Origin of the sequence: Mycobacterium pseudoshottsii JCM 15466 (assembly GCF_003584745.1) — a bacterium.
Taxonomy (GTDB): domain Bacteria; phylum Actinomycetota; class Actinomycetes; order Mycobacteriales; family Mycobacteriaceae; genus Mycobacterium; species Mycobacterium marinum.
In genome coordinates, this window is the sequence record NZ_AP018410.1 from 6,007,001 (window position 1) to 6,029,126 (window position 22,126).

17 protein-coding genes and 3 pseudogenes are annotated in these 22,126 nt (G+C 65.1%); 9 read left to right on the forward strand and 11 right to left on the reverse strand.

What is annotated here, in order from left to right; genetic code table 11:
* The first annotated feature begins 38 nt into the window (after positions 1–38).
* The 8 genes and pseudogenes from MPSD_RS27525 (at position 39) to MPSD_RS27555 (ending at position 7,174) form a co-directional block, all read left to right on the forward strand.
* Positions 39–335 (forward strand): PE domain-containing protein, encoded by a 297-nt coding sequence (locus tag MPSD_RS27525; protein WP_015357695.1) that lies wholly within the window; start codon positions 39–41, stop codon positions 333–335.
* A 44-nt stretch (positions 336–379) separates the two neighbouring features.
* Positions 380–1,483: a PPE family protein gene (locus MPSD_RS27530; RefSeq protein ID WP_036427073.1), complete on the forward strand. Its 1,104-nt coding sequence runs from the start codon at positions 380–382 to the stop codon at positions 1,481–1,483.
* Between the two features lie 91 nt (positions 1,484–1,574).
* Entirely contained in the window at positions 1,575–1,877 is a 303-nt protein-coding gene (esxB, locus tag MPSD_RS27535; RefSeq protein ID WP_012392185.1) for a type VII secretion system ESX-1 WXG100 family target CFP-10, read from the forward strand.
* Positions 1,878–1,913: 36 nt separating this feature from the next.
* Entirely contained in the window at positions 1,914–2,201 is a 288-nt protein-coding gene (locus MPSD_RS27540) for a WXG100 family type VII secretion target (RefSeq protein WP_020785495.1), read from the forward strand.
* Between the two features lie 115 nt (positions 2,202–2,316).
* Positions 2,317–2,364 (forward strand): annotated as a pseudogene (locus MPSD_RS31120) (ESX-1 associated ATP-binding protein EpsI N-terminal domain-containing protein); the annotation flags it as partial.
* Between the two features lie 383 nt (positions 2,365–2,747).
* The gene (locus MPSD_RS30975; RefSeq protein WP_476703745.1) at positions 2,748–4,679 is read left to right on the forward strand and encodes a MinD/ParA family ATP-binding protein; all 1,932 of its coding nucleotides are present in this window, start codon (positions 2,748–2,750) and stop codon (positions 4,677–4,679) included.
* Complete coding sequence (gene eccD / locus MPSD_RS27550) at positions 4,676–6,211, forward strand: type VII secretion integral membrane protein EccD (RefSeq protein ID WP_086085679.1); 1,536 nt, start codon at positions 4,676–4,678, stop codon at positions 6,209–6,211. The genes MPSD_RS30975 and eccD overlap by 4 nt, the downstream gene beginning before the upstream one ends.
* A 126-nt stretch (positions 6,212–6,337) precedes the next feature.
* Complete coding sequence (locus tag MPSD_RS27555) at positions 6,338–7,174, forward strand: hypothetical protein (RefSeq protein WP_020785490.1); 837 nt, start codon at positions 6,338–6,340, stop codon at positions 7,172–7,174.
* Here MPSD_RS27555 and MPSD_RS27560 read toward each other — a convergent pair.
* From MPSD_RS27560 to MPSD_RS27620, 11 genes and pseudogenes are all read right to left on the reverse strand, one after another.
* A complete protein-coding gene (locus MPSD_RS27560; protein WP_232022693.1) occupies positions 7,160–7,774 on the reverse strand; it encodes an EspA/EspE family type VII secretion system effector in 615 nt (204 codons plus the stop codon). The genes MPSD_RS27555 and MPSD_RS27560 overlap by 15 nt on opposite strands.
* Positions 7,775–8,497: 723 nt before the next feature.
* The gene (locus MPSD_RS27565; protein ID WP_420811988.1) at positions 8,498–9,700 is read right to left on the reverse strand and encodes an ISAs1-like element IS2404/ISMul1 family transposase; all 1,203 of its coding nucleotides are present in this window, start codon (positions 9,698–9,700) and stop codon (positions 8,498–8,500) included.
* A 157-nt stretch (positions 9,701–9,857) separates the two neighbouring features.
* Entirely contained in the window at positions 9,858–12,113 is a 2,256-nt protein-coding gene (locus MPSD_RS28330) for a secretion protein EspK (protein ID WP_165601486.1), read from the reverse strand.
* Positions 12,114–12,116: 3 nt separating this feature from the next.
* Positions 12,117–12,263 (reverse strand): hypothetical protein, encoded by a 147-nt coding sequence (locus tag MPSD_RS28335; protein WP_153234315.1) that lies wholly within the window; start codon positions 12,261–12,263, stop codon positions 12,117–12,119.
* 258 nt (positions 12,264–12,521) lie between these two features.
* Positions 12,522–12,860, reverse strand: a complete 339-nt coding sequence (locus MPSD_RS27595; protein ID WP_036426087.1) for a YbaB/EbfC family nucleoid-associated protein — start codon at positions 12,858–12,860, stop codon at positions 12,522–12,524.
* Between the two features lie 45 nt (positions 12,861–12,905).
* Positions 12,906–14,270 (reverse strand): EspB family ESX-1 secretion system-associated protein, encoded by a 1,365-nt coding sequence (gene espB / locus MPSD_RS27600; RefSeq protein WP_020785486.1) that lies wholly within the window; start codon positions 14,268–14,270, stop codon positions 12,906–12,908.
* Between the two features lie 98 nt (positions 14,271–14,368).
* Positions 14,369–15,766: a type VII secretion protein EccE gene (eccE, locus tag MPSD_RS27605; protein WP_020785485.1), complete on the reverse strand. Its 1,398-nt coding sequence runs from the start codon at positions 15,764–15,766 to the stop codon at positions 14,369–14,371.
* Positions 15,763–17,103 carry a type VII secretion system ESX-1 serine protease mycosin MycP1 gene (mycP1, locus tag MPSD_RS27610; protein ID WP_020785484.1) on the reverse strand — a complete coding sequence of 447 codons (1,341 nt, stop codon included), beginning with the start codon at positions 17,101–17,103 and terminating at the stop codon, positions 15,763–15,765. The genes eccE and mycP1 overlap by 4 nt, the downstream gene beginning before the upstream one ends.
* A gap of 256 nt (positions 17,104–17,359) precedes the next feature.
* Positions 17,360–17,911: pseudogene (locus MPSD_RS27615) on the reverse strand (type VII secretion AAA-ATPase EccA); the annotation flags it as partial.
* Positions 17,909–18,013, reverse strand: a pseudogene (locus MPSD_RS28530) (hypothetical protein); the annotation flags it as partial. The pseudogenes MPSD_RS27615 and MPSD_RS28530, both read right to left, overlap by 3 nt.
* Positions 18,014–18,016: 3 nt before the next feature.
* Positions 18,017–18,892 carry a transglycosylase SLT domain-containing protein gene (locus tag MPSD_RS27620; protein ID WP_086085812.1) on the reverse strand — a complete coding sequence of 292 codons (876 nt, stop codon included), beginning with the start codon at positions 18,890–18,892 and terminating at the stop codon, positions 18,017–18,019.
* A gap of 893 nt (positions 18,893–19,785) precedes the next feature.
* Between MPSD_RS27620 and MPSD_RS27625 the strand changes: the two genes are divergently transcribed.
* Positions 19,786–22,125 (forward strand): putative alpha/beta hydrolase, encoded by a 2,340-nt coding sequence (locus tag MPSD_RS27625; protein WP_086085813.1) that lies wholly within the window; start codon positions 19,786–19,788, stop codon positions 22,123–22,125.
* Position 22,126 lies beyond the last annotated feature (1 nt).

The following is a 22,126-nucleotide window of genomic DNA, read 5'->3' on the forward strand; positions in this document are numbered from 1 at the left end:
TTTGTCCGAAGCGCAAATAAAGGAGAAGAAGCAGGCAAATGGAACAAAAGTCACACGGCGCGGCGATCGCCGACATCGGCACACTATTGAGCGGCAACGCTCGCATTGGTGTGACCTCCGATGCGGCAGCGTTGGCGTCGGTGACCGGGGTGGTTCCAGCTGGGGCAGACGAGGTGTCGACGCAAGCGGCCGCAGCCTTCGCCGCCGAGGGCGCCCAGTTGCTGGCTTCGAGCTCGGCGGCTCAGCGGGAGATCCACCGAGCCGGCGAATCGCCCCACCGTATCGCCCCTAACCCTGCAGAAGTCAGCGACGGCGCAACCAGCGTCATCGTGTAGAAAATCAGTCACCAGACACGGCGCAACAAGAAGGAGTGATCACCATGCTGTGGCACACAATGCCACCGGAGCTGAATACCGCTCGCCTGATGGCCGGCGCGGGCCCGGCCCCGATGCTGGCCGCGGCCGCCGGATGGGAGGCTCTGGCAGCCGCCTTGGACGCTCAGGCCGTCGAATTGACCGCGCGCTTGAACTCGCTCGGCGAAGCGTGGACCGGAGGTGGCAGCGAGAAAGCCCTAGCGGCCGCTCTGCCGATGGTGACCTGGTTGCAGACCGCCTCGACCCAGGCCAAGACGCGTGGCCTACAAGCCGGTGCGCAGGCCGCCGCATACATGCAGGCCATGGCCACAACGCCTTCGCTACCCGAGATCTTTGCCAGCCAGATCACCAACGTGATCCTCAACGCGACCAACTTCTTCGGCATCAACACGGTTCCCATCGCCTTCAACGAGATGGATTACTTCGTCCGCATGTGGAATCAGGCGGCGCTGGCGATGGATGTCTACCAGGCCGAGACGACGGCCAACACGCTGTTCGAACAGCTTGAGCCGATGACGTCGATCCTCGATCCCGCCACGGCACAGAGCATGCTGACTTCGTCGACTCCGCTGCTGGACATGGCGTCACAGGTCACCGGCATACCGAGCAGTGAGCTTCAGCAGACCGCCACGCAGGTCGCCGAGGCGAGTGGCCCGATGCAGCAGCTGGCACAACCGGCGCAACAGATGACGTCGGCGTTCAGCAACACCGGCAGCTCGGGCAACGGCGCGGACGAAGAAGGCTTCCGGATGGGCCTGCTCGGGGCCGGCGCGCTGTCCAATCACCCGCTGGCAGGTGGGTCAGGCCCGACCACCGGCGCGGGCCTGCTGCGCGGTGAATCACTACCCGGCGCCGGCGGGACCCTGACCCGCACGCCACTGATCAGCGAACTCGTCGAAAAGCCGATGGGTCCGTCAGTGCAGCCGGCCGCGGCTGCCGGATCGTCGGCAAGCAGTGGCGCCGCCCCGGTGGGCGCCGGCGGAATGGGGGCAGGAGCTGGCGCCGGTGCTGGCGGTTCGTCGCGGCCAGGCATGGCCGCCCCGGCGACGCTGACCCAGGAGCGGGACGAGGCCGACGAAGACGACTGGGATGACGAGGACGACTGGTGAGCGTCGTCAACACGAACAGACTTCCCGGCCACCCGGGCCGGAAGACTTGCCAACAATTTGGCGAGGAAAGAAAGAGAGAAAGTAGTCCAGCATGGCAGAGATGAAGACCGATGCCGCTACCCTCGCGCAGGAGGCAGGTAATTTCGAGCGGATCTCCGGTGACCTGAAGACCCAGATCGACCAGGTTGAGTCGACCGCCGGTTCGCTGCAGGCCCAGTGGCGCGGTGCGGCTGGTACCGCCGCTCAGGCTGCGGTGGTCCGTTTCCAGGAAGCCGCCAACAAGCAGAAGGCCGAACTCGACGAGATTTCGACGAACATCCGTCAGGCCGGTGTCCAGTACTCCCGGGCCGACGACGAGCAGCAGCAGGCGCTGTCCTCGCAAATGGGCTTCTGATTCCCCTAGAACGAGAAAGAAACGGAGCAATACGACATGACAGAACAGCAGTGGAATTTCGCCGCCATTGAGGCCGCATCCAGCTCAATCGGGGGAAATGCCGGCAGCATTCATTCCCTTCTGGATGAGGGCAAGCAGTCGCTGCACAAGCTGGCCGCAGCCTGGGGTGGTAGCGGTTCGGAGGCCTACCAGGGTGTGCAGCAGAAGTGGGACTCCACCGCCCAGGAGCTCAACAACGCGCTGCAGAACCTGGCTCGCACCATCAGCGAGGCCGGTCAGGCAATGTCCTCCACCGAGGGCAACGTCACGGGGATGTTTGCTTAATCCCCCCTCTCGTTCGCGTAGAATACCGAAGCACGAGATCGGGGCGAGTTTCAACCTTTCGGAATCTCGCCCCTTCTCGTGCTTCGTTCTATTGGCGAGCTTCTGAGAGGTTCCGATGCCGGCGGACTACGACGAGCTATTTCGGCCCGCCGAGGGTTCCGGACCTCCAGATGATGAAACTGGGCAAACCTTCTTTGATCCTGGTACCGCGTATCCGCCGCCCGTAAAACCCAACGGCGACGGGCACTCGGCGCCTAAGGACTGGTCGCGCGCATTTCCGCCGGCGGAAGATGAGTCGCCGTCAGACTCCGCAGAGCCGGCAGCTGGCCCCGCCAAGTCGCCGTTGCCCCCCATGCCCATCGGCGGGCCTGCGCCGATACCCCCAGAGCCACCACCGGCCCCCCGGAGCTACCACCGGCACCCCCGGGACCGCCACCGGCTCGTCCGGAGGCACCTCCGCAATCGCCGACAGCCGAGGCTGAACCTCCGGACGAGGCAATGCCCGTTAGCGGGCCCCCGCCTGGCGGCAAGTCGCCGATGCCTCCGATGCCTATCGGTGGGCCGCCACCGGCATCTCCGGAGCCACCCGCGGCTCCACCGGAACCGACGGCGCCAGCAGAGCCACCGCAGCCGCCGGAGGCTGCTGCACAATCGCCGCAGGCCGTCGAGGAACGGGCCCACGCAACCGCCGAACCCCCCGCGGCACCAAAACCGCCGCGTCCCCCCATGCCCATCGGCGGGCCCCCACCCGCACCGGAACCACAACAGGGCGCGCCGCACCCGCACCAGGACATAGAAGACGAACCGAAACCGGCGGCCGCCGAAACCCCAGCGGCACCACCGAAATCACCGCGACCCCCCATGCCGGTCAACGGGCCGGCACCCACCCGGCCCGAGCCACCGTTACCACCGGGCCCCCCGCGTCGCCGCGCTCAACCGCCAACGGCGCCACCCAACCAGCCCGGGCAACCGAAGCCCATCAGCGGACACCCGCCGCCCCCACCAAGGCCAGCGGCGTTCACACCCCCAGCACGCGGCGCCACGCCAAACCGGCATGAATCGGCCGAACCTCCGCCACCGCGCCGGGTCCGGATCGGTGGCCCGCCTCAGCCTCCAGGGCCACCGGAGGCTAAATCCGAGGCTCCTCGGCACTCGCGGCATGCCCGACGGGCGCATCGTTATCGGCCCGAGCCCGAAACCGATGACCTCGAGGCCACCGCGGTACGGCCGCTTCCGACGCGCGAGCCAATGAGGCGAAACGGACCCGCGGCGGACGAAAGCTCAACCGCGTCCTTCGCGTGGCTGCAGCAGAGCCAACCAACGCTCGATCGGCCTTCCGGACCCATGCCCGCCGCCCCTGGGGCCCCCGTCGAGTCCGCGCCGGGGCGCCCTGATGGTCGTAGGGCCAGGCGGCGCGCCGAATCCCGGACTTCGGCCGCTTCGACACCATCTCCGCTGGTGCCAACCAGGGCTCAACCGCCGGGCCCCACCAGGGCTCAGCCGCCGCGCACCGCCGCCGCGGCTCAACCCGCTACTGAGGCTACTGAGCCCCTGCCGGACGCCGGTGCCCCGGCCAAGCAGCCGAAGAAGCCGAAGAAGCCGGTGCCACAACGGGGTTGGCGGCGGTGGGTTCACGCGGTCACGCGGATCAACTTCGGCCTTTCTCCCGATGAGAAGTATGAATTGGACCTGCGCACGCGGATCGGTCGAAAGCCCCGCGGCTCGTATCAGATCGCGATCTTGGGCCTGAAGGGCGGCGCCGGGAAGACGACCACGACGGTCACTCTTGGCACCACACTGACGCACGTGCGCGGGGATCGGATCCTGGTGCTTGACGCCGATCCGGGCGCCGGAAATCTCGCCGAACGTTCGGGACGTTCGTCGCCATCATCGATTGCCGATCTGCTGGCGGATCCGCGGCTGCCGCACTACAACGATGTCCGCGCACACACCAGCGTCAATGCCGCCAATCTCGAGATTCTCCCCACCGCGGAATACACCTCCGCGCAGCGCGGGCTCAGCGGCGAAGACTTGCGATCGGCCGTCGATACCGTGTCGAAGTTCTACAACCTGGTCCTGGCCGATTGCGGGGCAGGGCTATTCGATCCGGTGACACTGGGTGTGCTCGATACCGCCTCAGCGATCGTGATCTTGACTAACGTTTCCATCGACAGTGCGCGCCAAGCCGCAATCGCGCTGGACTGGTTGCGCAAACGCGGTTACCAGGATTTGGCGAGCCGCGCATGCGTAGCGATAAACCATGTCGCCGTTGGCGAAACCAACGTGTCGGAACAGCAGTTGGTCCGGGACTTTGAACAGCAGCTCCAACCCGGGCGCGTAGTGGTCTTGCCATGGGACCGGCACATCGCGGCCGGCACCGAAATTCATCTCGACCAGCTTGGCCCCGTCTACCGACGACGGGTTCTCGAGCTGGCCGCGGCTCTGTCCGACGATTTTGAAAGGGCTGGGCGTCGTTGAGCGCACCTGCAGTTGCCGCACCCTCCGCCGCCACGGGAACAACCCCACCCAAGCCGGCAACCACCCGGGTCACCGTCCTTACCGGCAGACGGCTGACAGATCTGGTGCTGCCCGCGGCGGCACCCATGGAGAGCTATGTCGACGAGACCGTCGCGATCTTGGCCGATCTGCTCGAAGACACTCCCGCGGAGGTGCTGGCCGGCTTCGACTTCGAAGCTCAGGGCGTTTGGACGTTCGCTCGGCCCGGATTCCCGCCGCTGAAGCTCGACCAGTCCCTCGATGAGGCCGGCGTTGTCGACGGATCGCTGCTGACCTTGGTCTTGGCCAGTCGCACGGAGCGGTATCGGCCCCTCGTCGAGGACGTCATCGACGCGATCGCGCTGCTCGACGAGTCGCCCGAGTTCAACCGCACCGCTCTGGAACGCTTCCTCGCCGTGGCAATCCCCCTCTTCGCCCTGCCGATCACCGCCGTTGCCATGCGGGCCTGGTGGCAAACCGGGCGCAGCGTGTTCTGGCCGCTGGCGATCGGCCTAATTGGGCTCGCCGCCTTGGCCGGTTCCTTCGTCGCAAAACGGTTCTACCAAAACTCGCGGCTCGCCGAGAGCCTGCTGGTTACGTCGTACGGCGTCATCGCCGCGGCGGCAGCGATCGCCGTTCCCCTGCCGCGCGGGTTCCATTCGCTGGGGGCGCCCCAGCTCGCCGCCGCCGCCACAGCGGTGTTGTTCATCACTTTGATGATGCGCGGCGGGCCGTACAAACGCCACGACATCGCGGCGTTTGTGGTGATTACATCGATCGCGGTCATTTCGGCGGCGGTCGCCTTCGGATACGGATATCAGCAATGGGTGCCGGCCGGGGCGATTGCGTTCGGGTTGTTCATCGTGACGAACGCGGCCAAACTGACTGTCGCCGTCGCGCGGATCGCGCTGCCGCCCATCCCCGTTCCCGGAGAGACCGTGGACAACGAGGAATTGCTCGATCCCATCACCGCCCAAGACGCGACCAACGAAGAGACACCGACCTGGCAAGCCATCATCGCCTCCGCGCCGGCGTCGGCAGCCCGGCTCACTGAGCGCAGCAAATTGGCTAAGCAGCTGCTCGTCGGCTACGTCACCGCGGGAACGCTGATTCTTGCGGTCGGTTCGATAGCCGTGGTGGTACGCGGCCACTTCTTCCTACACAGCATGATTGTGGCGGGTCTGATCACGGTGATCTGTTCGTTCCGATCGCGGCTGTACGCGGATCCGTGGTGCGCATGGGCGCTGCTGGCGGCGACGGTTGCCATCCCGACCGGGCTTGCCGTGAAGCTGAGCCTTTGGTATCCCCACTATGCCTGGCTGTTGTTGACGATCTACCTCGCGGCGGCCCTCGTTACGCTCATCTCGGTCGGCGCGATGAACCAGGTACGTCGCGTTTCGCCAGTCATGAAACGGGCCCTGGAATTGTTCGATGGCGCGATGGTCGCATCAATTGTCCCGCTGCTGCTGTGGATTACCGGCGTCTATGACCTGGTTCGAAACATCCGATTCTGAGTCACCGGAGGGCTACGTCAGGGCGGGCGTGGCAACGGATCGGCCCGCACCGAAATTGGCGCAATCGGGCTTGTTTCAGGTCGGGTAAAATTTGCTCAACCCATTACGTACAGGAGGGATTCTGCGATGGCTGAGCCTCTGGCCGTCGATCCCGCCCGTCTGATTGCTGCGGGAAGCAAGGTCGCCGAGCTGGTTTTTCCGGCGCCACCAGCGCCGATAGCAGCAACTGGAGGGGATCCGGTTTCGGCTGCAATTAACGACACAATGCCTGGCATCGAGTCCTTGGTATCCGACGGGATGCCCGGTGTAACCGCCGCCTTGAAACGAACCGCTTCCAGCATGTCGACTGCCGCAGACATCTACGCGAAGGCCGACCAAGCCCTTGGCGATGCACTGACGCAGTACCAATTCGGCGGCGACGGCCAAGCGCTAGGCGCAAGCGGTACAAACGCTGTGGCACAGAGCCAGGCCGGACAGACCGTGCAATCGTTGGCCGCGCCCGCCGCTGGGCTATTGGGCGCGCCCGTGGCGCAAGCATTGGCCGCGCCCGCGACCGGGCTGCTGGGCGTACCCGCGGCGGCGGCGACACAGATCGGCGAGGCGGTCAGCGCTCAGGCGGAAGCCCTGTCGCCCCGAGTGGCCGCCACAATTCCCCAGCTGGTGCAACTGGCCCCGCAAGCCGGTCAGATGGCGCAGCAGGCCTCACCGATCGCGCAGACCATCAGTCAGTCGGCCCAACAGGGTTCCTCGCAGGGCGGCGCAGCGCCGGCACAGCTCGTCTCGGACACCAAACCCGACGAAGACGCGGAGCTGGCTGACGAGACCAAAGAGGGCGAGGAAGACGCCCTGGCAGCGGCCGGTGCAGAAGGCGCCGCGGCTGGCCACGCCACACTGGTGAGCGCTCCCGTCGAAAGCGCCGGCGGTGGCGAGACGTCGACGGGTTCGGTCTCAGCTCCGATCTGATAATTCGGCGTAAGCCGCACCCCGATCGGGCGTACGGCGGATACGCGCGGTGTCACCGGCGACATCCAACCGCGGCCGGGCGCCGGATGGGGGCGTGCCCACATCGGGCGCCGTCATACCGGCCGACCCGGGGATCGCGTCCGAGCGTGCCGACCGTGCCGACCGTGCCGCCAACATTTCGGTCGCTCGCTGTGTCGCCGCCCGCAGGCTACTGGCGTTCGAGGAGGTCTTGTTCGCCAACCCGATCAGGGTGGTGGCGGCGGCAACCTGCACAACACCGCATGCGGCGACCGCAATGTGGAAGGACGGGAGCTGGCCCTCGGGCCCCCCTAGTTCCAGGCCGGCACAAACCACCAGCACACCCAGGACTACCGCGATCAGTACCGACAGCCGCTCGCGGGCTTGCTTGACGGCATCGGCTTGGGAGGACACCAGCCCGGCGGTGAGCCGGTCCAGGTCGGCCATCAGCGTGGCGCGCCGCGACTGTGCGACGTTCTGAACCCAATAGGCCTGCGCCGCATTGCCCCGCCAACCGCCGTCCGGACCAAGGGCGGCGACCTGGGCGCCGACGTCGTCGAACAATGACCCACTGCTCGCCAAGCGATCACCCTGCTCGGGCGACTCATCTCCAAGCCATCCCCACATGACACCAAGGATGGTCAGGGTCGCCCCGCAAACAACGGTTCCTGGGCATAGCTCGTGGGGATTATCGGCCGCCCCCGCTTCCGCTTCTCGCTCAATCTCCCCTACGTCCGATTCGAATCCGTCAAATTGGATCTCCCATGCGTCCGATTCGAATCCGTCAGGTTCAAACAATCCTGCGTCCGGCTCTAAGTGGGCGAGCAAATCTTCAAAGCTTCGGTTATGGGTCGCCGCTTCATCCGGGTGCATGAGACGAAGATTCCTTTCGAGCTATCGTTGTGCCGCCCAGCACGGCTGTCCCGCATCGTCATGTCGAAAATGCTGCTAGGCCGGCCGCACGCCTGTCCGCACGCCGACGCACTCGAGAGCGAACATCGGGTGTTCGCATCTGCTCTGCCGCGCCGAGCCGCCCCGTAAGGCACCAGCAATTATTGCCACCGAATTCGCCGGGCCTCACACGAAATTCAGGCCTGGATATTTCAGAATAAACTTCTGATATAAATCAGAACTGACTTCTGAAATTGATCGCAGAAGAATCGTGTATGAATTGCGGAATCAACTATAACTTACTTTCGAAAAACGCACTGGCAGCGGCCTTGTTCAGGCACGCGCACAGCAGTGTCGTCTCCCGCGAGGCCCTGGCGTGGGATCGGATCACTCCCAGGGCTCCGGCGTTGTTGATTAGCAGGCTTGTGAGCTGGGGGATTGTGGATTGAGGAGGTCTAGGCGGCGGTTGGCGGTCAAAGCGGTGATCCGGCAGGCTTCGGCGATGTTGTCGGCGCCGTTGAGGCGGTGCAGATTGATCGCGGTGTTGCGTAGCGTTGCTAGGACCTGTGCGCCGTTTCCGGTATGTGCCCTTTGACGGTCTTCGTCGAAGGTGACGTCGCGTATCCAGTGCAGGCTGTTCTCGATTCCCCAGTGTTGACGCATCCAGGTCATGATCGCGGTAGGGCGGGCGTGCTCGAACGGCAGGCTGCAGATGGCATAGACCACCTCCACGCTGCGCTGGTCGGTGGCGGTGATCAAGCGTTCACGAGTGATCCGGATGATTTGTTTTGCGTAGGGGAAGCCGATTCCTCGTGCAGCGGTGATGATTTGCGGGGTGCGGGTCTCGACACGGCCGTGGCCGCGGGAGTCGTCGGTAGCGGCTGCGGGCACCTCGGCCCAGGGCAGCGCGGTGATACGCGCAAATATTTTGGCTTGGTTGGACTTGACGATCATCAGGTAGTGCGACTTCAAGGTGGCGCAGATCAACTTCGCGGTGACGACCTGGGTATGCATCGCATCCACGGTGACCAGCCACCGCAAGCTACCCGGCAGCAGCGTGAGCAGGGCACGTACGCAGGGAATTTCATTGCTTTTCTCGGCGACAGCGAGTTGACCGAGCACCAATCGGGCACGGTGGGCGAACACCGACACGAGATGCGTGGCTGTCGCTTTGGCGCGTAAAGCACCACGCAGCATCTTGCCGTCCAACGCGATCGGCACCAATCCACTGGGGTCGCTGCTGGCCACGTGTGCAGTGAAGTAACTGCCCATCCTGGCGTTGAGGTCGGCGGGGTCTAGCCGAGACAAAACAGCGCGGAAGGTCTTCTCACTGGGCCGCCGGAACCGGACCCCTAATTGGGCCAACACATCATCGGGAGCGGTGGCCGCCCATGTGGCAAAACCAGCATAGCCGCGCATCCCCGCGGCAGTGGCCAGAACCGCGATCGCCAACAAAGCCATCAGCGAATACCTCCGACCGCGTGGGTCCCTCGGGTCTGGCACCGAGGCCAACACATCGAGAAACTCCGATCCGATGAGCTCGCTGCGCTCACCAGGACTCCAGCGGTCGAACACCTCTGGAACCGACGACACAGGCAATACTGAAACGGTAGGCACGGGCAACTCCAGACCAACGACGAACAGTAACCAACTCGATCGTTCTCCAGATAGCCCGTGCCTACACTCCGGCCCCAATAGCGCGGCACCAAAGATCATCAACCCAGCTCACAAGCCTGCTAATCAACAACGCCGGAGCCCTGGGATCACTCCGAATTCAGGATGCGTCCGCCAAAGCGTTGGCAAGCAGCCCGGCGACATAACGCCAGTACAGCCAGTCGGCGACCGCCGGCCGCTGGGCTTCAGCGTCTGCCGCGCTGTAGGCCTGGTGCAGCGCGATCTCCTGCCAGTGTTCGGCATAGGCGCGGAATGCCCGCAGGTGCGCGACCTCACGGCCGGTGGCGTTACTCGTCATCGGCTTCATCAGGTCGAACCAGAACATGTGCCGCTCGTCGTCTGGCGGATTGGCGTCGGCCGGCGCCGGCGGCAGCAACTCCAGCAGCCTCAGATCTTCGGTCTCTGCCAGCTGGGCCGCCGCCGAGGGGTCTACCACCTCGAGCCGCGGACGTCCGGTCATCTTGCCGCTCTCCGGAATGTCGTCGGCTTCCAGGATGATCTTGGCCGCGCCCGCGTCCGAGTTGGCCAATTGTTCGGCCGTCCCGATCACCGCGCGCAGCTTCAAGTCGTGAAACGCCGCCCAACCCTGCACGGCCAACACCGGGTAGGTGGCGAACCGGGCCTGCTCATCTGCTGGGATCGCATGGTCAGCGCTGGCCATGTAGACCTTGTGCGGTAGCTCGACATTCTCGGGTATGTAGGCCAGCCCATAACTGTTGGCCACCACGATGTCGCCGTCGGTGGTCACCGCGGTGATCCAGAAGAACCCGTAGTCGCCCTTGTTGTAGGTGTCGGGCGCGTTCAACGCGGCCGCGATGCGTCGCGCCAGGCGCAAGGGGTCCTTCTTTTGACTGCGACGAGACGCCGAAGCGATGGCATCGCGCGCGGCGCGCGCCGCCGAGACCGGAACCATCGGCGATGGCGTAACGGCATCGGGCGCTTCGGACTTCTCTTTTTCGTCCGGCTTGGGTCGCTCCGGAGCCGGACGGGTCGGCGATGCGGTGCGAGCCGCTACCGGGCGCGGCGCGGCCGTATTGGGGCCCCGGCCGCCCGACTCCACCGGTGCGCGCCCCGCGGCGGCACGCGAGCCGGCGCCCGAGGCCGCTGACTGGCTTGTGCTCGAACTCGCTCCGGCCGAGGACAGACCCGAGCTTGATCCAGCGGACACTCCCCGACCGCCGCCCGGCATCGCGCTGGCGGCAGGTGCGGCCGCGGCCCCTCCCGAGGAGTCGTCGCCGTGCGCAGGGCCCGAAGGTCCCGACGGCTGGGTTGACGGTGCCGTGGACGTCTCCGTTGCCGCTGCCGGCTTCACGTGAGCCGGGTCGGTTGAGGGCTGCCCCGGCGTGGACGGCGACCCCGGCTGCGACGGCGCGGGCTGCGGACTCGCACCCGGGTCGGCGGGCGCCGGCTGCGGACCGGGCCCCGGAGCGGGCGCGGGCTGCGGTGCCGGCGCTGGTGCCGGCGCCGGGGCCGGGGTTGGCTCGACCGGCAAGACCGGGGTGTCGGGTTTCCCTGGCTTCGACTTGCCGGGGGTGACCGGGGTGATCGGCGTCACCGGGGTGCCCGGGGTGATCGGAGTACCCGGGGTGATCGGAGTAACCGGGATGCCCGGGGTAACCGGGTGCGGTGGCCCGCCGGGTGTCGGAACCACCGGAGTACCCGGCGTCGGGTTCACCGGCGTGCCCGGGCCGCCAGGGGTAACCGGCTTGTGCGGGTTGACCGGCGTGGGTTCGAATGGCTTGGGTCCGGGTGCCCCGGGGGTTGGCTGTCCTGGTGTCGGCACGGTCACGGACGGAATGCCCGGTGCCGGGTGCGTCACCTGGTGCAGCAGATCCTTGAGCGCATTGTGCGGCGGCTTCCAGTTTCTGGATGCCAGAACCTGCTCAGCGGCTTCGGCCACCAGACCTGAGTTGGCCTCGTGAGCTGAACGGATCAGGGATGCGATCGCCGCCTTGCGCTCCTCGGGATCAAGGTCGGCGTTGCCCTCCAGAACCCGTATTTCGCGATGAGCACCGTCCACGTTGTTGTCAATGTTTGCCTTCGCCTCGGCGATCAACCCGGCCACATGCTGGTGCCAGGTAATAACCGTGGCGAGATAGTCCTGCAGCGTGCCCATTTGCTTGAGATTCCCGCCCAGCGCACCGTTGGCCGCACTGGCAGCACCACCGGACCAGACACCACCGTCGAACACCTCGACCTGCTGGTGCCGGCAGGCGTCCATCACGTCGGTAAACAGGTGCAGGACCCGGTTGTACTCGCGAGCCCGGTCGTAGTGGATGTCCTCGTCGGCGTCGGGCCACCCACCCGCCTCGAGCATCCGCCCGGCGTACTCCCCCGTCGGCCTCGGAATACCCATCGCCTACTCTCCTCCCCGCAGCATCCAGGCCGCAGCGACCAGACCTGTCAGGTAGGTACCCGCAGTGGATCGTTGGACCGGCGCGCACACCGCACCGCCGTTGCGCTGGCTTGCGGGCCGCGTCAGCTGGTCAGTGGTACCGGACGTCATGGTTAACAAGCCTAACCGAGCTTAAGACCAGCTAGATGCGCCAATTTGGGGATCGGGACGGGCCGACGAAAATGACACCACAGCACGGCAGACCGCCGTATCGGAGAGATTTCGCGCAGGCTTGAGCCGCGCGCAGAACGACGCAGACGCCGCGACAGGGAGGCACCACGGCGGTCGCGTCAATGGTCCGCTAGCGCGAACCAAAAGCCGCTGACAGGCGCGCCGAGGGGACTGTTTCCACCCCGGCGCAGGGACGGATCAGACCATCCCGTTGTTCATTGTTTGAGACATTGAGGACAACACTGCGGTTAGTTTTTCTCCCGCCGCGTCGTTGTACTTGGATGCGGCGTCCTGGGCGTTCTTCAACGCCTGGTTGACCCGCGCACTAACGACCTCCGGACCAACTTCCTTCAGCAGGCCGTCGTCGATGCGCACAGCGGTGAGCCACTGGTGCCCATTGATCGTGACCTCGACCGTCTCGGTGTCGTCTTTGCCACGGAAATTGCCGGTATTCATTTGGTTCAGCGTTCCGTCCAAGGCCGACTGGAACCGTGCTGCCAACGCCAACACCTGCGCGACTTGGGGGTCCATCTCCATGCTGGTCACCTTGACTCCTTACTGTCCTGACGACTGTCCTAACGGCTACTTGTTGTCCTGACGGCGGCGGTTACCGATTACGGCCTCGGTCCACTCGCGGTCCTCGGTGTAGAGCGCTTCCTCGTCTTGTCGAGCGCCCTTGGACTTGGCGCCGCCCTGGCCCTGGTCGGCGCCGCCCATCGGCATTCCCATGCCACCCCCGGCCATTCCGCGACCTGCGGCGCCAGCACCCTGGCCGGCACCGGCGACGTCGCCTGCCGCGGCCGGTCGTACGGACTCGCCGCCAGCCAGAGGCGCATCACCCATGGACACGCCGCCGAGACCACCACCGCCGCCGCCCAAAGACATCGGTTTGACGCCGAGGCCCTTGGACAGGTTGGACGCCGCCTCGCGACCCGCCGAGGTGAGCTCGGCGGTGTTGACGTCCGGTGTACCGCCCGCTCCACCGGTGGGCGGAATCATCGGCGGCGTCATTCCCGACGCCAGCCCGGTGGAACCGTCGCTGGGCGGCATCAAGAAGCCGGGGATCAGGCCCTGAGGTTGCGCGGGTGGCGGTGGGTCGATCTTGATCGCCTCCGGAGGCTTCGGCGGATTCACCGGCTCGAGATCTGCCTTGGTGTTGTATTCGCTCAACACCTTCTCCGAGGTCTCTTGATACTCGGCGTAGAGCTTGATGGCTTGCTCTTGATAGTCCGGGTCTTTCGCCAGTCTCTCGAGTTCGATGATGTCGGCCAGGGTGGGGTGCCCTCGCCGGGCCCACAGCTGCAGTTGCGCCATGAAATTGGCCTGCTTGGCCAGCGATGCACTCAGCTTGGCCATGTGGAGTATCCAGTCCTTCTGCTGGTCCAGCGAGGCCTCGCAGGCGGTAGCGGCGTCTCCCTCCCAGTTCTCGAAGATCCGGAACCGCTTGATGTCCCGTTGCAGAGCCAGGTTGAAGTTGTTCCACCCGTCGGCGAAGTTGACCATCGACGTGCCCTGGTCACCGGATTCGAGCTTTGTCGCCGCGGTCTTGAGGTCGGTGAAGTCTGATTCACCCGCGGCCGCCACCTTCGGGGTTTCCTCCAGCGAATCGGTCTGGCCGGCGCCGGCGCCGCCCGCAGATTGGGCGTCGACCTCGCCATTACCGTCGTTATCGAGCGCGGTTGCGGACTCGTCCTCGACCTCGCCATACGCCGCGGCGGCGTTGCGCAGCGACGTCGCCAGACGTTGCCGTTCCCGCTCGCCTGCCTGCAGGTATAGGCGGACGTTGTCGGCGGAGATCGCCAGTTGCTCGGCCGCGTTGTTGGCTGCCGTGAGGCCGGACGGTGCCTGGGGCACATCAGTGGGCGGAGTCGCCATCGGCGCCTCCACCTCGTCTGCCCTGTTCAAGATTTCCTGCTGATCCACCGTTACGGTCTGCGGCTGGCTCATGTCGGATCGTCCTCCTTAGTGCTCCATGCCATTATCGTCGCTGAAACGACCGCTTGCTGCACCAAAAAATTTCGCCGCCTCTTCCAGCTCACTTGGACCTACTTGGGCAGGGCCATCTGGAAGCGACTTTCCTCCGGTGGAGAGACCCGCCGGATCGGCAGCTTGCGGTGTCGTGGGGTGCCGACCAAGTTGTGACGCAGGATCACCCGGTCGATACCAGGGTGCGCGCCCAGATAGGTCGTCGCGTTCGGCCACACCACCTTGGCCTCCGCGCCGACATGGGCACCGATGAGCCTGGCGAATTGTTCGAAGTGTGGTCCCACGGTGACGGCGCCCCCGGCAGCCGCCGAACGCACGGCGAACTGGGTGAAGGTCTGGGCGTCCCCCAGGTTGACGGTCGCATCCACGTCATCGAACGGCATGTACACCGGGCAGCGGTTCACGGTCTCACCGATTAACACACCCGCTGATCCGATTGGCAGTTGGCAGTGGTGATTGGCCACCAGGCTCTGCCCTTCCAACGCCGGCCGCTGACTGCCGAACAGGCGCGAGAAGCCCCGAGGAGTCTTGGGCTTTCTCACTGTGGTCAACAACACCGTGGACCGCGGCGGCATCCCGGGAGCAATCCGGACCCTGGTAATGGTGTGGTCCGCTCGTGCGGACCACCACAAATCCGGGCCGCCGGGCGCGGTGTAGGCGGCGGTGTAGCTGTCAGCGCCCTTGATCATCGACCATTTCTCCCGCACATAACCGATGTCGGTGGCGCGGTCGTAGTCGTCGAAGCTGCGCCCGCATACTGCGTCGACGCCGTTGCTGGCCAGGCCATCGGCGATGCGAGTCGCCGACGCCACCAGATAGCGAGCCAAACCGGCGAGGCCGGCCTCGCGACGCTGCGCAGACTTGCGGGTTTGTTCCGGGTCGGCTCGCAGCATGATCCACGTCCGCCGGTTTGCCGGAGCCGGATCGGCGCCGATCACCCGCTGGTAAAGGCTCACCACCTCTTCGGAGGCGGTGTTGCCAACGCGGTAGCCCGCCGAGACCACATCTGCTTCCAGGTCCGGGCAATGCACCGACAGCAGGTCCTCGAGTAGGCGGGTGTCCAGCACGTCGTCGGTGTGAGCCTTGCCGTCGACGATGACCGTCGGGGTAAACGGGCGGGGCTTGAGCTCGATCACCGCAATCAGGTGGTCGCGTCGCCAACGCACCGCGACGTGATCACCCGGCTTCACGGTGGCACCGACCACCGGTTCGGACGGCACATCCGGCGGTCGGCGACGCCGACGCAGCCAGGCGAACACGGTGGCCACCCACCCGGTGACCCGACGACCGGAAAAAGTCACCGTCGCCACGATGACGCCCAGCGCTACCAGCGCGATGCCCACCCACCAGTAGCGCATGTGCAGGAACATCATGATGCAGGGCGGCGCCAGCACCGCAACGACAAGTGTGTGGCCGGTGCTGACCCGGAACCGTATTGAACTGAAGGGGTTCCTCATCGGCGCCTCAGCGCCCGGGCGGCCAACGTGCCCAATCCGAGCACCAGCGTCAGCCCCAGTAGCGACACCGCCACCATGGTGATCGGGCGGTGATCCGGGCCGGGTTCGATGCGTGGGGGCGGTAGTCGTCTGACGCTGGGGGGCACCGAGGCCGGGCCCGGCGGGATGTCCCAGGTCAGCGCCGCGACGGCATTGACCACGCCGGAGCCGACGAGATTGTCGATACCGCCTCCGGGATGTCGCGCGGTGGCGGTGATCCGGTTCATCACCTGCACCGGCGTCAGTTCCGGAAACCGTTGCCGGACCAGCGCGGCCAGACCGGAGACATAGGCCGCCGCAAACGAGGTGCCGGCGATGGGCACGGGTCCTTCTCGACCTTGCAGGGCGTTGACCGGTTCGCCGTGATCACCGAGCGCGATGATGTTCTCCGCGGGTGCCGCTACCCCCACCCACGGTCCGTGCATGGAAAACGAACTCGGCACCCCGTTCTGGCCGATGCCCCCGACAGTCAGCACCAAGGGCGCATACCAAGCCGGTGTGACCACGGTCTGCACCTTGTTCCAGCCCCGGGGATCATTGGGTGTCGACGCGTCGGGCATCGGATTCTGCGAGCAGTCGCCGCCGGTGTTACCCGCGGCGACGACGACCACGGCGTTCTTGGCGTTGACCGCATAGTCGATGGCCGCGCCCAGACTTATTTCGTCGATCGGCCTGCTCACCTTGTAACACGCCGCCTCGCTGATGTTGATCACTCCCGCCCCGAAGTTGGCCGCATGCACCACCGCACGGGCAAGACTGCGAATGGACCCGGCCGCCGGCGTCGCGTTGGGATCATTGGGGTTGGGTTGCGAGCCAACCGGTTCGAAGGCCTCCGATGTCTGGCGCAACGAAAGCAGTCGCACGTCGGGGGCAACCCCGACGAAACCGTCGGTCGGTGCGGGGCGCCCGCCGATAATCGAGGCCGTGAGCGTGCCGTGCGCATCACAGTCCGACAGTCCGTCGCCGGCCTGATCGACGAAGTCCCCGCCCGGCTCGGCCGGGACCCGTGGTGAGGCGTCCACGCCGGTATCGATCACCGCCACCGTCACGCCGGCCCCGGTCGCAAACTTGTGGGCCTCTCCGACACCCATGTAGGCGTTGCTCCACGGCGGATCGTGAAAGCTGGAATCGGGCAGCGTCGTGGGACTGGTACAGAGCACTCGCTGCTCGGTGGGTTGGTCGGGACCGGTTACATCCGGTGGTACCGCGCCGGGATCAATCGAGGGAGGATCGATTGCAAAAGCCGGCGGTGCGGTCAGCAACGCCAGCGCGACCATCGTCAGCAAGGTCCGGTGCACCCCGGAATCACTCCGTTCTTTAGCCGCAGTGAGGCTCTGGCACGCTCGTGTCAGTCCTGCCTGCATTTTAGACGTAACGGGCGCGTAAACGACGCTATTCAACCCGGTGCCAGCCTGTCCATCCTGAACTGTGACCAAGCGGCGTCGGCAACTGACTCCGCACACAGTGCCGTACCGGTCCGGGTGTCATTCAAAGATGCACGAACACATGCCATTCCACGCGCCGGGGCTTGCCCTCGCCAACCGGCGCGATCCGTCACCAAACGATGGCGGCCATGTCACGGTTGTCCGCGCACACGCTGCGCACCGCGGCTTCGACATCACCAGCGGCCATCATCTGAAGATCCTCGACCGACACCGCTCGCCCCGCTCGCTTCTGGGCGACCACTCGAGTGTCCCGATATCCCTCGGCGCGCTCGATGACGTTGCGCGCGAACCGCCCGTTCTGCATGGCATCGATCCCGTGTTGCCCACCCGGGGTGGCGTAGTTGCGGATGGTGGTGGCCGCGTCCAAAAAGATCTCGCGCGCCGCCTCATCGAGCAGGCTGGCGCGCGGCGCGGCATAGCGCTGCCCGATCTCGACGATTTCCGTCGGCGAATAGGACTCAAAGCGCAGCTTGCGATTGAATCGTCCGGCCAAACCCGGATTCACGCTGAGGAATTCGTCGACCTGATCCTCATAGCCCGCACCGATGAAACAGAAATCGAATCGGTGGGTCTCCAACTTGACCAGGAGCTGGTTGACCGCCTCCATGCCAATCATGTCCGGTGTTCCGTCCTGGTGACGTTCCACCAGGGAGTAGAACTCATGTTTCATCCGCACCGAGAAGCGGGTGGTCGCCGCACGCAGCCTGCGGTTGTAGAAGAGGTGCCCGGAGTTTTGGTCCCGGTTGGACAAGCTCAACGGCATTGCTCAGTACCCCCTTGGGGAACGACGTGGATCGGCTTGCTGGATCCGATCAGCCAGGTTCGATGCATCAGCGGCAACCCCGTAGCGGCCCTGCGCGTAGTTGATGAACGCGCATGCCTGGGCCACCAGGTTGGTGATGTTGGTCGAGGTGCCCGGCTGGTGGTAGGCCGCGAAGGTCGGTGCGATGAACTGCCACGCTCCCCTACTCGACGTGCCCTGGGCCGCATTAGCGTCCCAGTCGTTCACCGCGCTGGCGTTGTAGCCCGACTCTCGGCGGGCCACCAAATCCATCCCGCGTGTCCAGCGCGCTCGTGCTGCAGGGTCGTGAATACCCTTGATATCGAGGGCTTTACGGATCGCCGCCAACACAGCGGGCCGGCCCGTGGGTGAAACGTGATGATGCTGTCGCCTAGCGGCTGCCTGTAGGTACCGCAGCCGGCGCAGCCGCAACACCAGTTGTCGCGCCCGTGCACGCGACCGCACGATGTGGCGGCGCTGGGCTCGCAGTCTTGCCGCCATGCGGACCATGGCTTCGCGCCGGCCAAGCGGCGTATCGGCCGCAAGCGCGCTATCGGCGTGGGCTGCCTGCAGGATGGCGCGCGTGGCCCTTCTCGCGAGCGCGTGATCGGCCTGGGCTATCGACATGATCTGCGCGAGTTCCCGGTCGGTGTCGATGGACCGTCGTACGGCCTGGACGACGGCGTGCGATCGCGCTGCGGCCCGATCGGGAAGCCGGTCCCCTCCTGTCTGCGATACGGAGTCGGCCAGTGCCTGAAGCTGCGGCTCGTGGCGGCTTCTTTCGTCGACTAAGCGACCGGCGAACAGCCCGTGCCCGCGGGACAAGGTCGCCAGCGTCTGAAGGATCAGCGGATCAGTCAAGAATTCCTCCGCCGCCGTGCCGAAACCGGCCCACGTCTGTCAGCAGACCACTCCGCCTGGAAACAAACACCCAAGCCACTACTCCCGTACCTCCGGGTCAGCGAAACACGGCGCACCATGGGCGCGGACACCGTCGCCCGCCCATCACAGGGTAGCTGCAGCGAATTTGCGCGCGCATTTCGATTGCCGGGCCACCATCGGTAATGGCGACACCCGTGACGAGATTACTTCGGCTCGGAGGAGCCGACTAGTCACCTAACCACACGGTTGGCGACGACTGACCAGGTAGCTAAGAGGTCGCCGGCGACACTTGAGAGAGGTCATTTCGCGGAACGCACGTTTTCCTGGGTGCGCTGCCGCGGGGTGGGCGGACCATCCCGCGCGTTGCTCCCAACTGGGCAAGCATGAACTCATGCCGGCGCGCACCTTCCGATATCTGGGCGTAGTCGGCTTCATGAATCGGCCAGAATCGATGTCCGCCGAGCTATTGTCACTAGTCCTCGGCGGCTACCAACTAATGAATGCGTTCAAAGTTGCGCGAATTCGCGTCCGTTTATTTGGATGCTCCCGGATGCCCCGGCGACGGGCCTCATAAGGCAATACACCCCGCCCTTCATCGGATGGCCATCGCCACCGCGGTGTATCGAAGGCTCGACAAGTGGGGGCGCAGACGGGCGGTCAGCGCTGAGAGTGAATTGACGCGCCGACGCACGGTAGTAATGTTGCCGCCGATCGACAAGGGGGTGAAGGGGGGTGAAGGGCCGTTCGTAGCATGATGTCGTGCCAGGAAGCAGGTGCGCTTGGCTACAACGTCACATTGCAGGGCCGTAGCTGCTGGAGAGCGCGTTGGACAACACCCCGAACGCAGCTGGTAGCACTCGTCGGATAGCCCAGTGCACCTTCGACATATAAGCCAGGCTGCGCTGATTACCTTCGCTGGCGGCGATCCGTGGAAGATCAACGCCACCCTGCAAAGCGGGCGACCGGCGCAGATTTCCGATCTTGCACAGGCGTTTCACGATGCGGGGCAATCCACGGCCGAGGCCGACACCGCCTTCCGTCAGGCCCGCGAGCGCTTCGAGAAATCCTGGACCCACGAAAACGGCGAGAATCCGATCAACGACTCGGCCGAGGTACGGCGCACCGTCACCACGCTGGGCGTGCAAGCGGCTCAGCTGCCGAAGATCGCCGCCGACCTGCAAAATGTCGCGGCCACCCTGGCCGAGGCGCAGCGCTCAGGCAAATCAGCTCTCGCCGCGCTCGAGGACGAACTACATCGTATTGACGATCAGCTCGACGAAGCCCTTCAGCTGGAGCGGGATCCGAACCTGACCCGAGTGGAACGTGACCTGCTCGAGGAGTACATCACCGGTTGTGAGCAAGAGGCCATCGACAAGACCAGAGCCGCGATAGGCGACCTCGAACGCATCCGTGACGATTACTCGGGCAAACTGCAGCAGGCCGAGTCCAACTTGCACACCGACGGCTACGACACCACATTGGTAGCCGGCCTCGACGGTCATACTCCCGAGACTCCGCAGCAGGCCGAAGAGGATGTGCACAAGGCCCTGGCCGGCGACAAAGCCGCTGCCGCCCGGGTAGCGGCGGTGCTGGATTCGATCACCGCCGACCAGCGAGCGGGCAATCTACCACTGACGCCAGAACAGGCGTCCGTGTTGAGTCAGATGCAGGCGCAGCAACACGGCATGTCGATCGACGATCTCAAGACGGCCGAAGAACGCCTCGACGACCAACGACATGTCATCGGCGATTCCTGGCAGTTGATGAGCACGCCGACGATCTCCTTCCCCAAGACGCCATTGAACCCTGGTGCCAAGGAAAGGTCGGAAACGGTGCAAGGTGGGTTCGCGCAACTGCCCGAAAGCGTGCAACGGACACTGGCCGCACCTGAGATCCTGTTTGCCGACCAGACCAGGACGATCGCCGACATCGTCAAAGGCGGCAACCCCATGCTGCAGCACAACACACCACTGGACCAGAACCTGCTGCACAAGGGCGCGCAAATCATGAGCTCGTTTGATTGGACCCGCAACACCTTCGACCCGACGGTCGAGGCCGTTTTCTGGGCAGCCGGGCGAGACCATGGTGCCGTCAACTGGATGGTCAACGACCTTGGCATGTGCGACGCCGCCAGCGGAGACTTCATGCTGAACATCACCCACCAAACGTGGGCAGACGACGGTGCCGCCGCAGGATCATTGTTCAGTTGGACACAAAACGCCACCGGGCCGGAAGCCGGAATCGCCGGCCAGACCGCCCAAACCTATGCCGCATACCTCGGGCAGAACTCCCACGAGTTGCTCGACCTGCCGGGACATCAAACTCTCGGTCAGATGAACCCGAAGTTGGTGCAGGACTTCGCCAAAGGCCTGGCGCCCTACGTCGCCAACATCGCCGGTGACAGCAATGATTTGTCGCAGTACTTTCACACCCCGGACACGAACCAGGACGTGGAGACGAGACTTCCTGTTGCAAAAGGCATTTTCTCTGTCCTTAGCACCGACAACGACACCTCCGATATCTTCAACGGGGCCGCGATGCGGCAGATCATGCAAGACCAAAACGACTACGCCGCAGCGGTAGCCAACCACACGCCGGGAGCAGTCGCCCACGATGCCGATTTGCAGCAGGCAGCGACCTTGAAGGCCTTGGTCGACTGCGGCGTCAACAACGCGGCCCACGCCCAGGGGCTCAACGGGGATCAGCTAGCAGCCGAGGCCTACGCGCGTAAGCAGTCGGCGTATGGCTCAGTCGTCAAAGGGCTCAGCACCGGAGCCGGGATCGCGCGCGGTGCGCTGCCACCGCCCTTCAACATCGTGGGCAAGCTTTCCGGTCCGGGTGTGTCCATGGCTGGGAATGCGTTGCAGCAGGACATTATCGGTGCCCCGCCGACAGCCATGACAACATCGGAGATCGTGGCGAACATGCCAGACAGCGTCGCCTATTCCCAAGTGCTCAACGGGCTGATCGCAAACCACGCCCCGATTAGCGGACTGGACAGCGACTTCTTTGTGCACACGGTTCCCGGCGACCCGAGTAGTCCGCTGCGGATAGCGACGTACGACGAATATCGGCGTATCAGTGGGGGCGGGAATACCTTCGAGTACAACCAGAAGCTGAGGGATGCGGTGCAGGGAGCGCTGGGTGATGGAACCGTGATTCCGCATATGCAGAACCACTACAACGACGTGGTCCAAATACCCAACCCCTAGG

Bases quoted from the DNA above. Each gene is read 5' to 3' on its own strand.
- MPSD_RS27525 (WP_015357695.1), top strand. From the start codon at position 39: ATGGAACAAAAGTCACACGGCGCGGCGATCGCCGACATCGGCACACTA.
- MPSD_RS27530 (WP_036427073.1), top strand. From the start codon at position 380: ATGCTGTGGCACACAATGCCACCGGAGCTGAATACCGCTCGCCTGATG.
- esxB (WP_012392185.1), top strand. From the start codon at position 1,575: ATGGCAGAGATGAAGACCGATGCCGCTACCCTCGCGCAGGAGGCAGGT.
- MPSD_RS27540 (WP_020785495.1), top strand. From the start codon at position 1,914: ATGACAGAACAGCAGTGGAATTTCGCCGCCATTGAGGCCGCATCCAGC.
- MPSD_RS30975 (WP_476703745.1), top strand. From the start codon at position 2,748: ATGCCTATCGGTGGGCCGCCACCGGCATCTCCGGAGCCACCCGCGGCT.
- MPSD_RS27555 (WP_020785490.1), top strand. From the start codon at position 6,338: ATGGCTGAGCCTCTGGCCGTCGATCCCGCCCGTCTGATTGCTGCGGGA.
- MPSD_RS28330 (WP_165601486.1), bottom strand. From the start codon at position 12,113: ATGGGTATTCCGAGGCCGACGGGGGAGTACGCCGGGCGGATGCTCGAG.
- MPSD_RS28335 (WP_153234315.1), bottom strand. From the start codon at position 12,263: ATGACGTCCGGTACCACTGACCAGCTGACGCGGCCCGCAAGCCAGCGC.
- MPSD_RS27595 (WP_036426087.1), bottom strand. From the start codon at position 12,860: ATGGAGATGGACCCCCAAGTCGCGCAGGTGTTGGCGTTGGCAGCACGG.
- espB (WP_020785486.1), bottom strand. From the start codon at position 14,270: ATGAGCCAGCCGCAGACCGTAACGGTGGATCAGCAGGAAATCTTGAAC.
- eccE (WP_020785485.1), bottom strand. From the start codon at position 15,766: ATGAGGAACCCCTTCAGTTCAATACGGTTCCGGGTCAGCACCGGCCAC.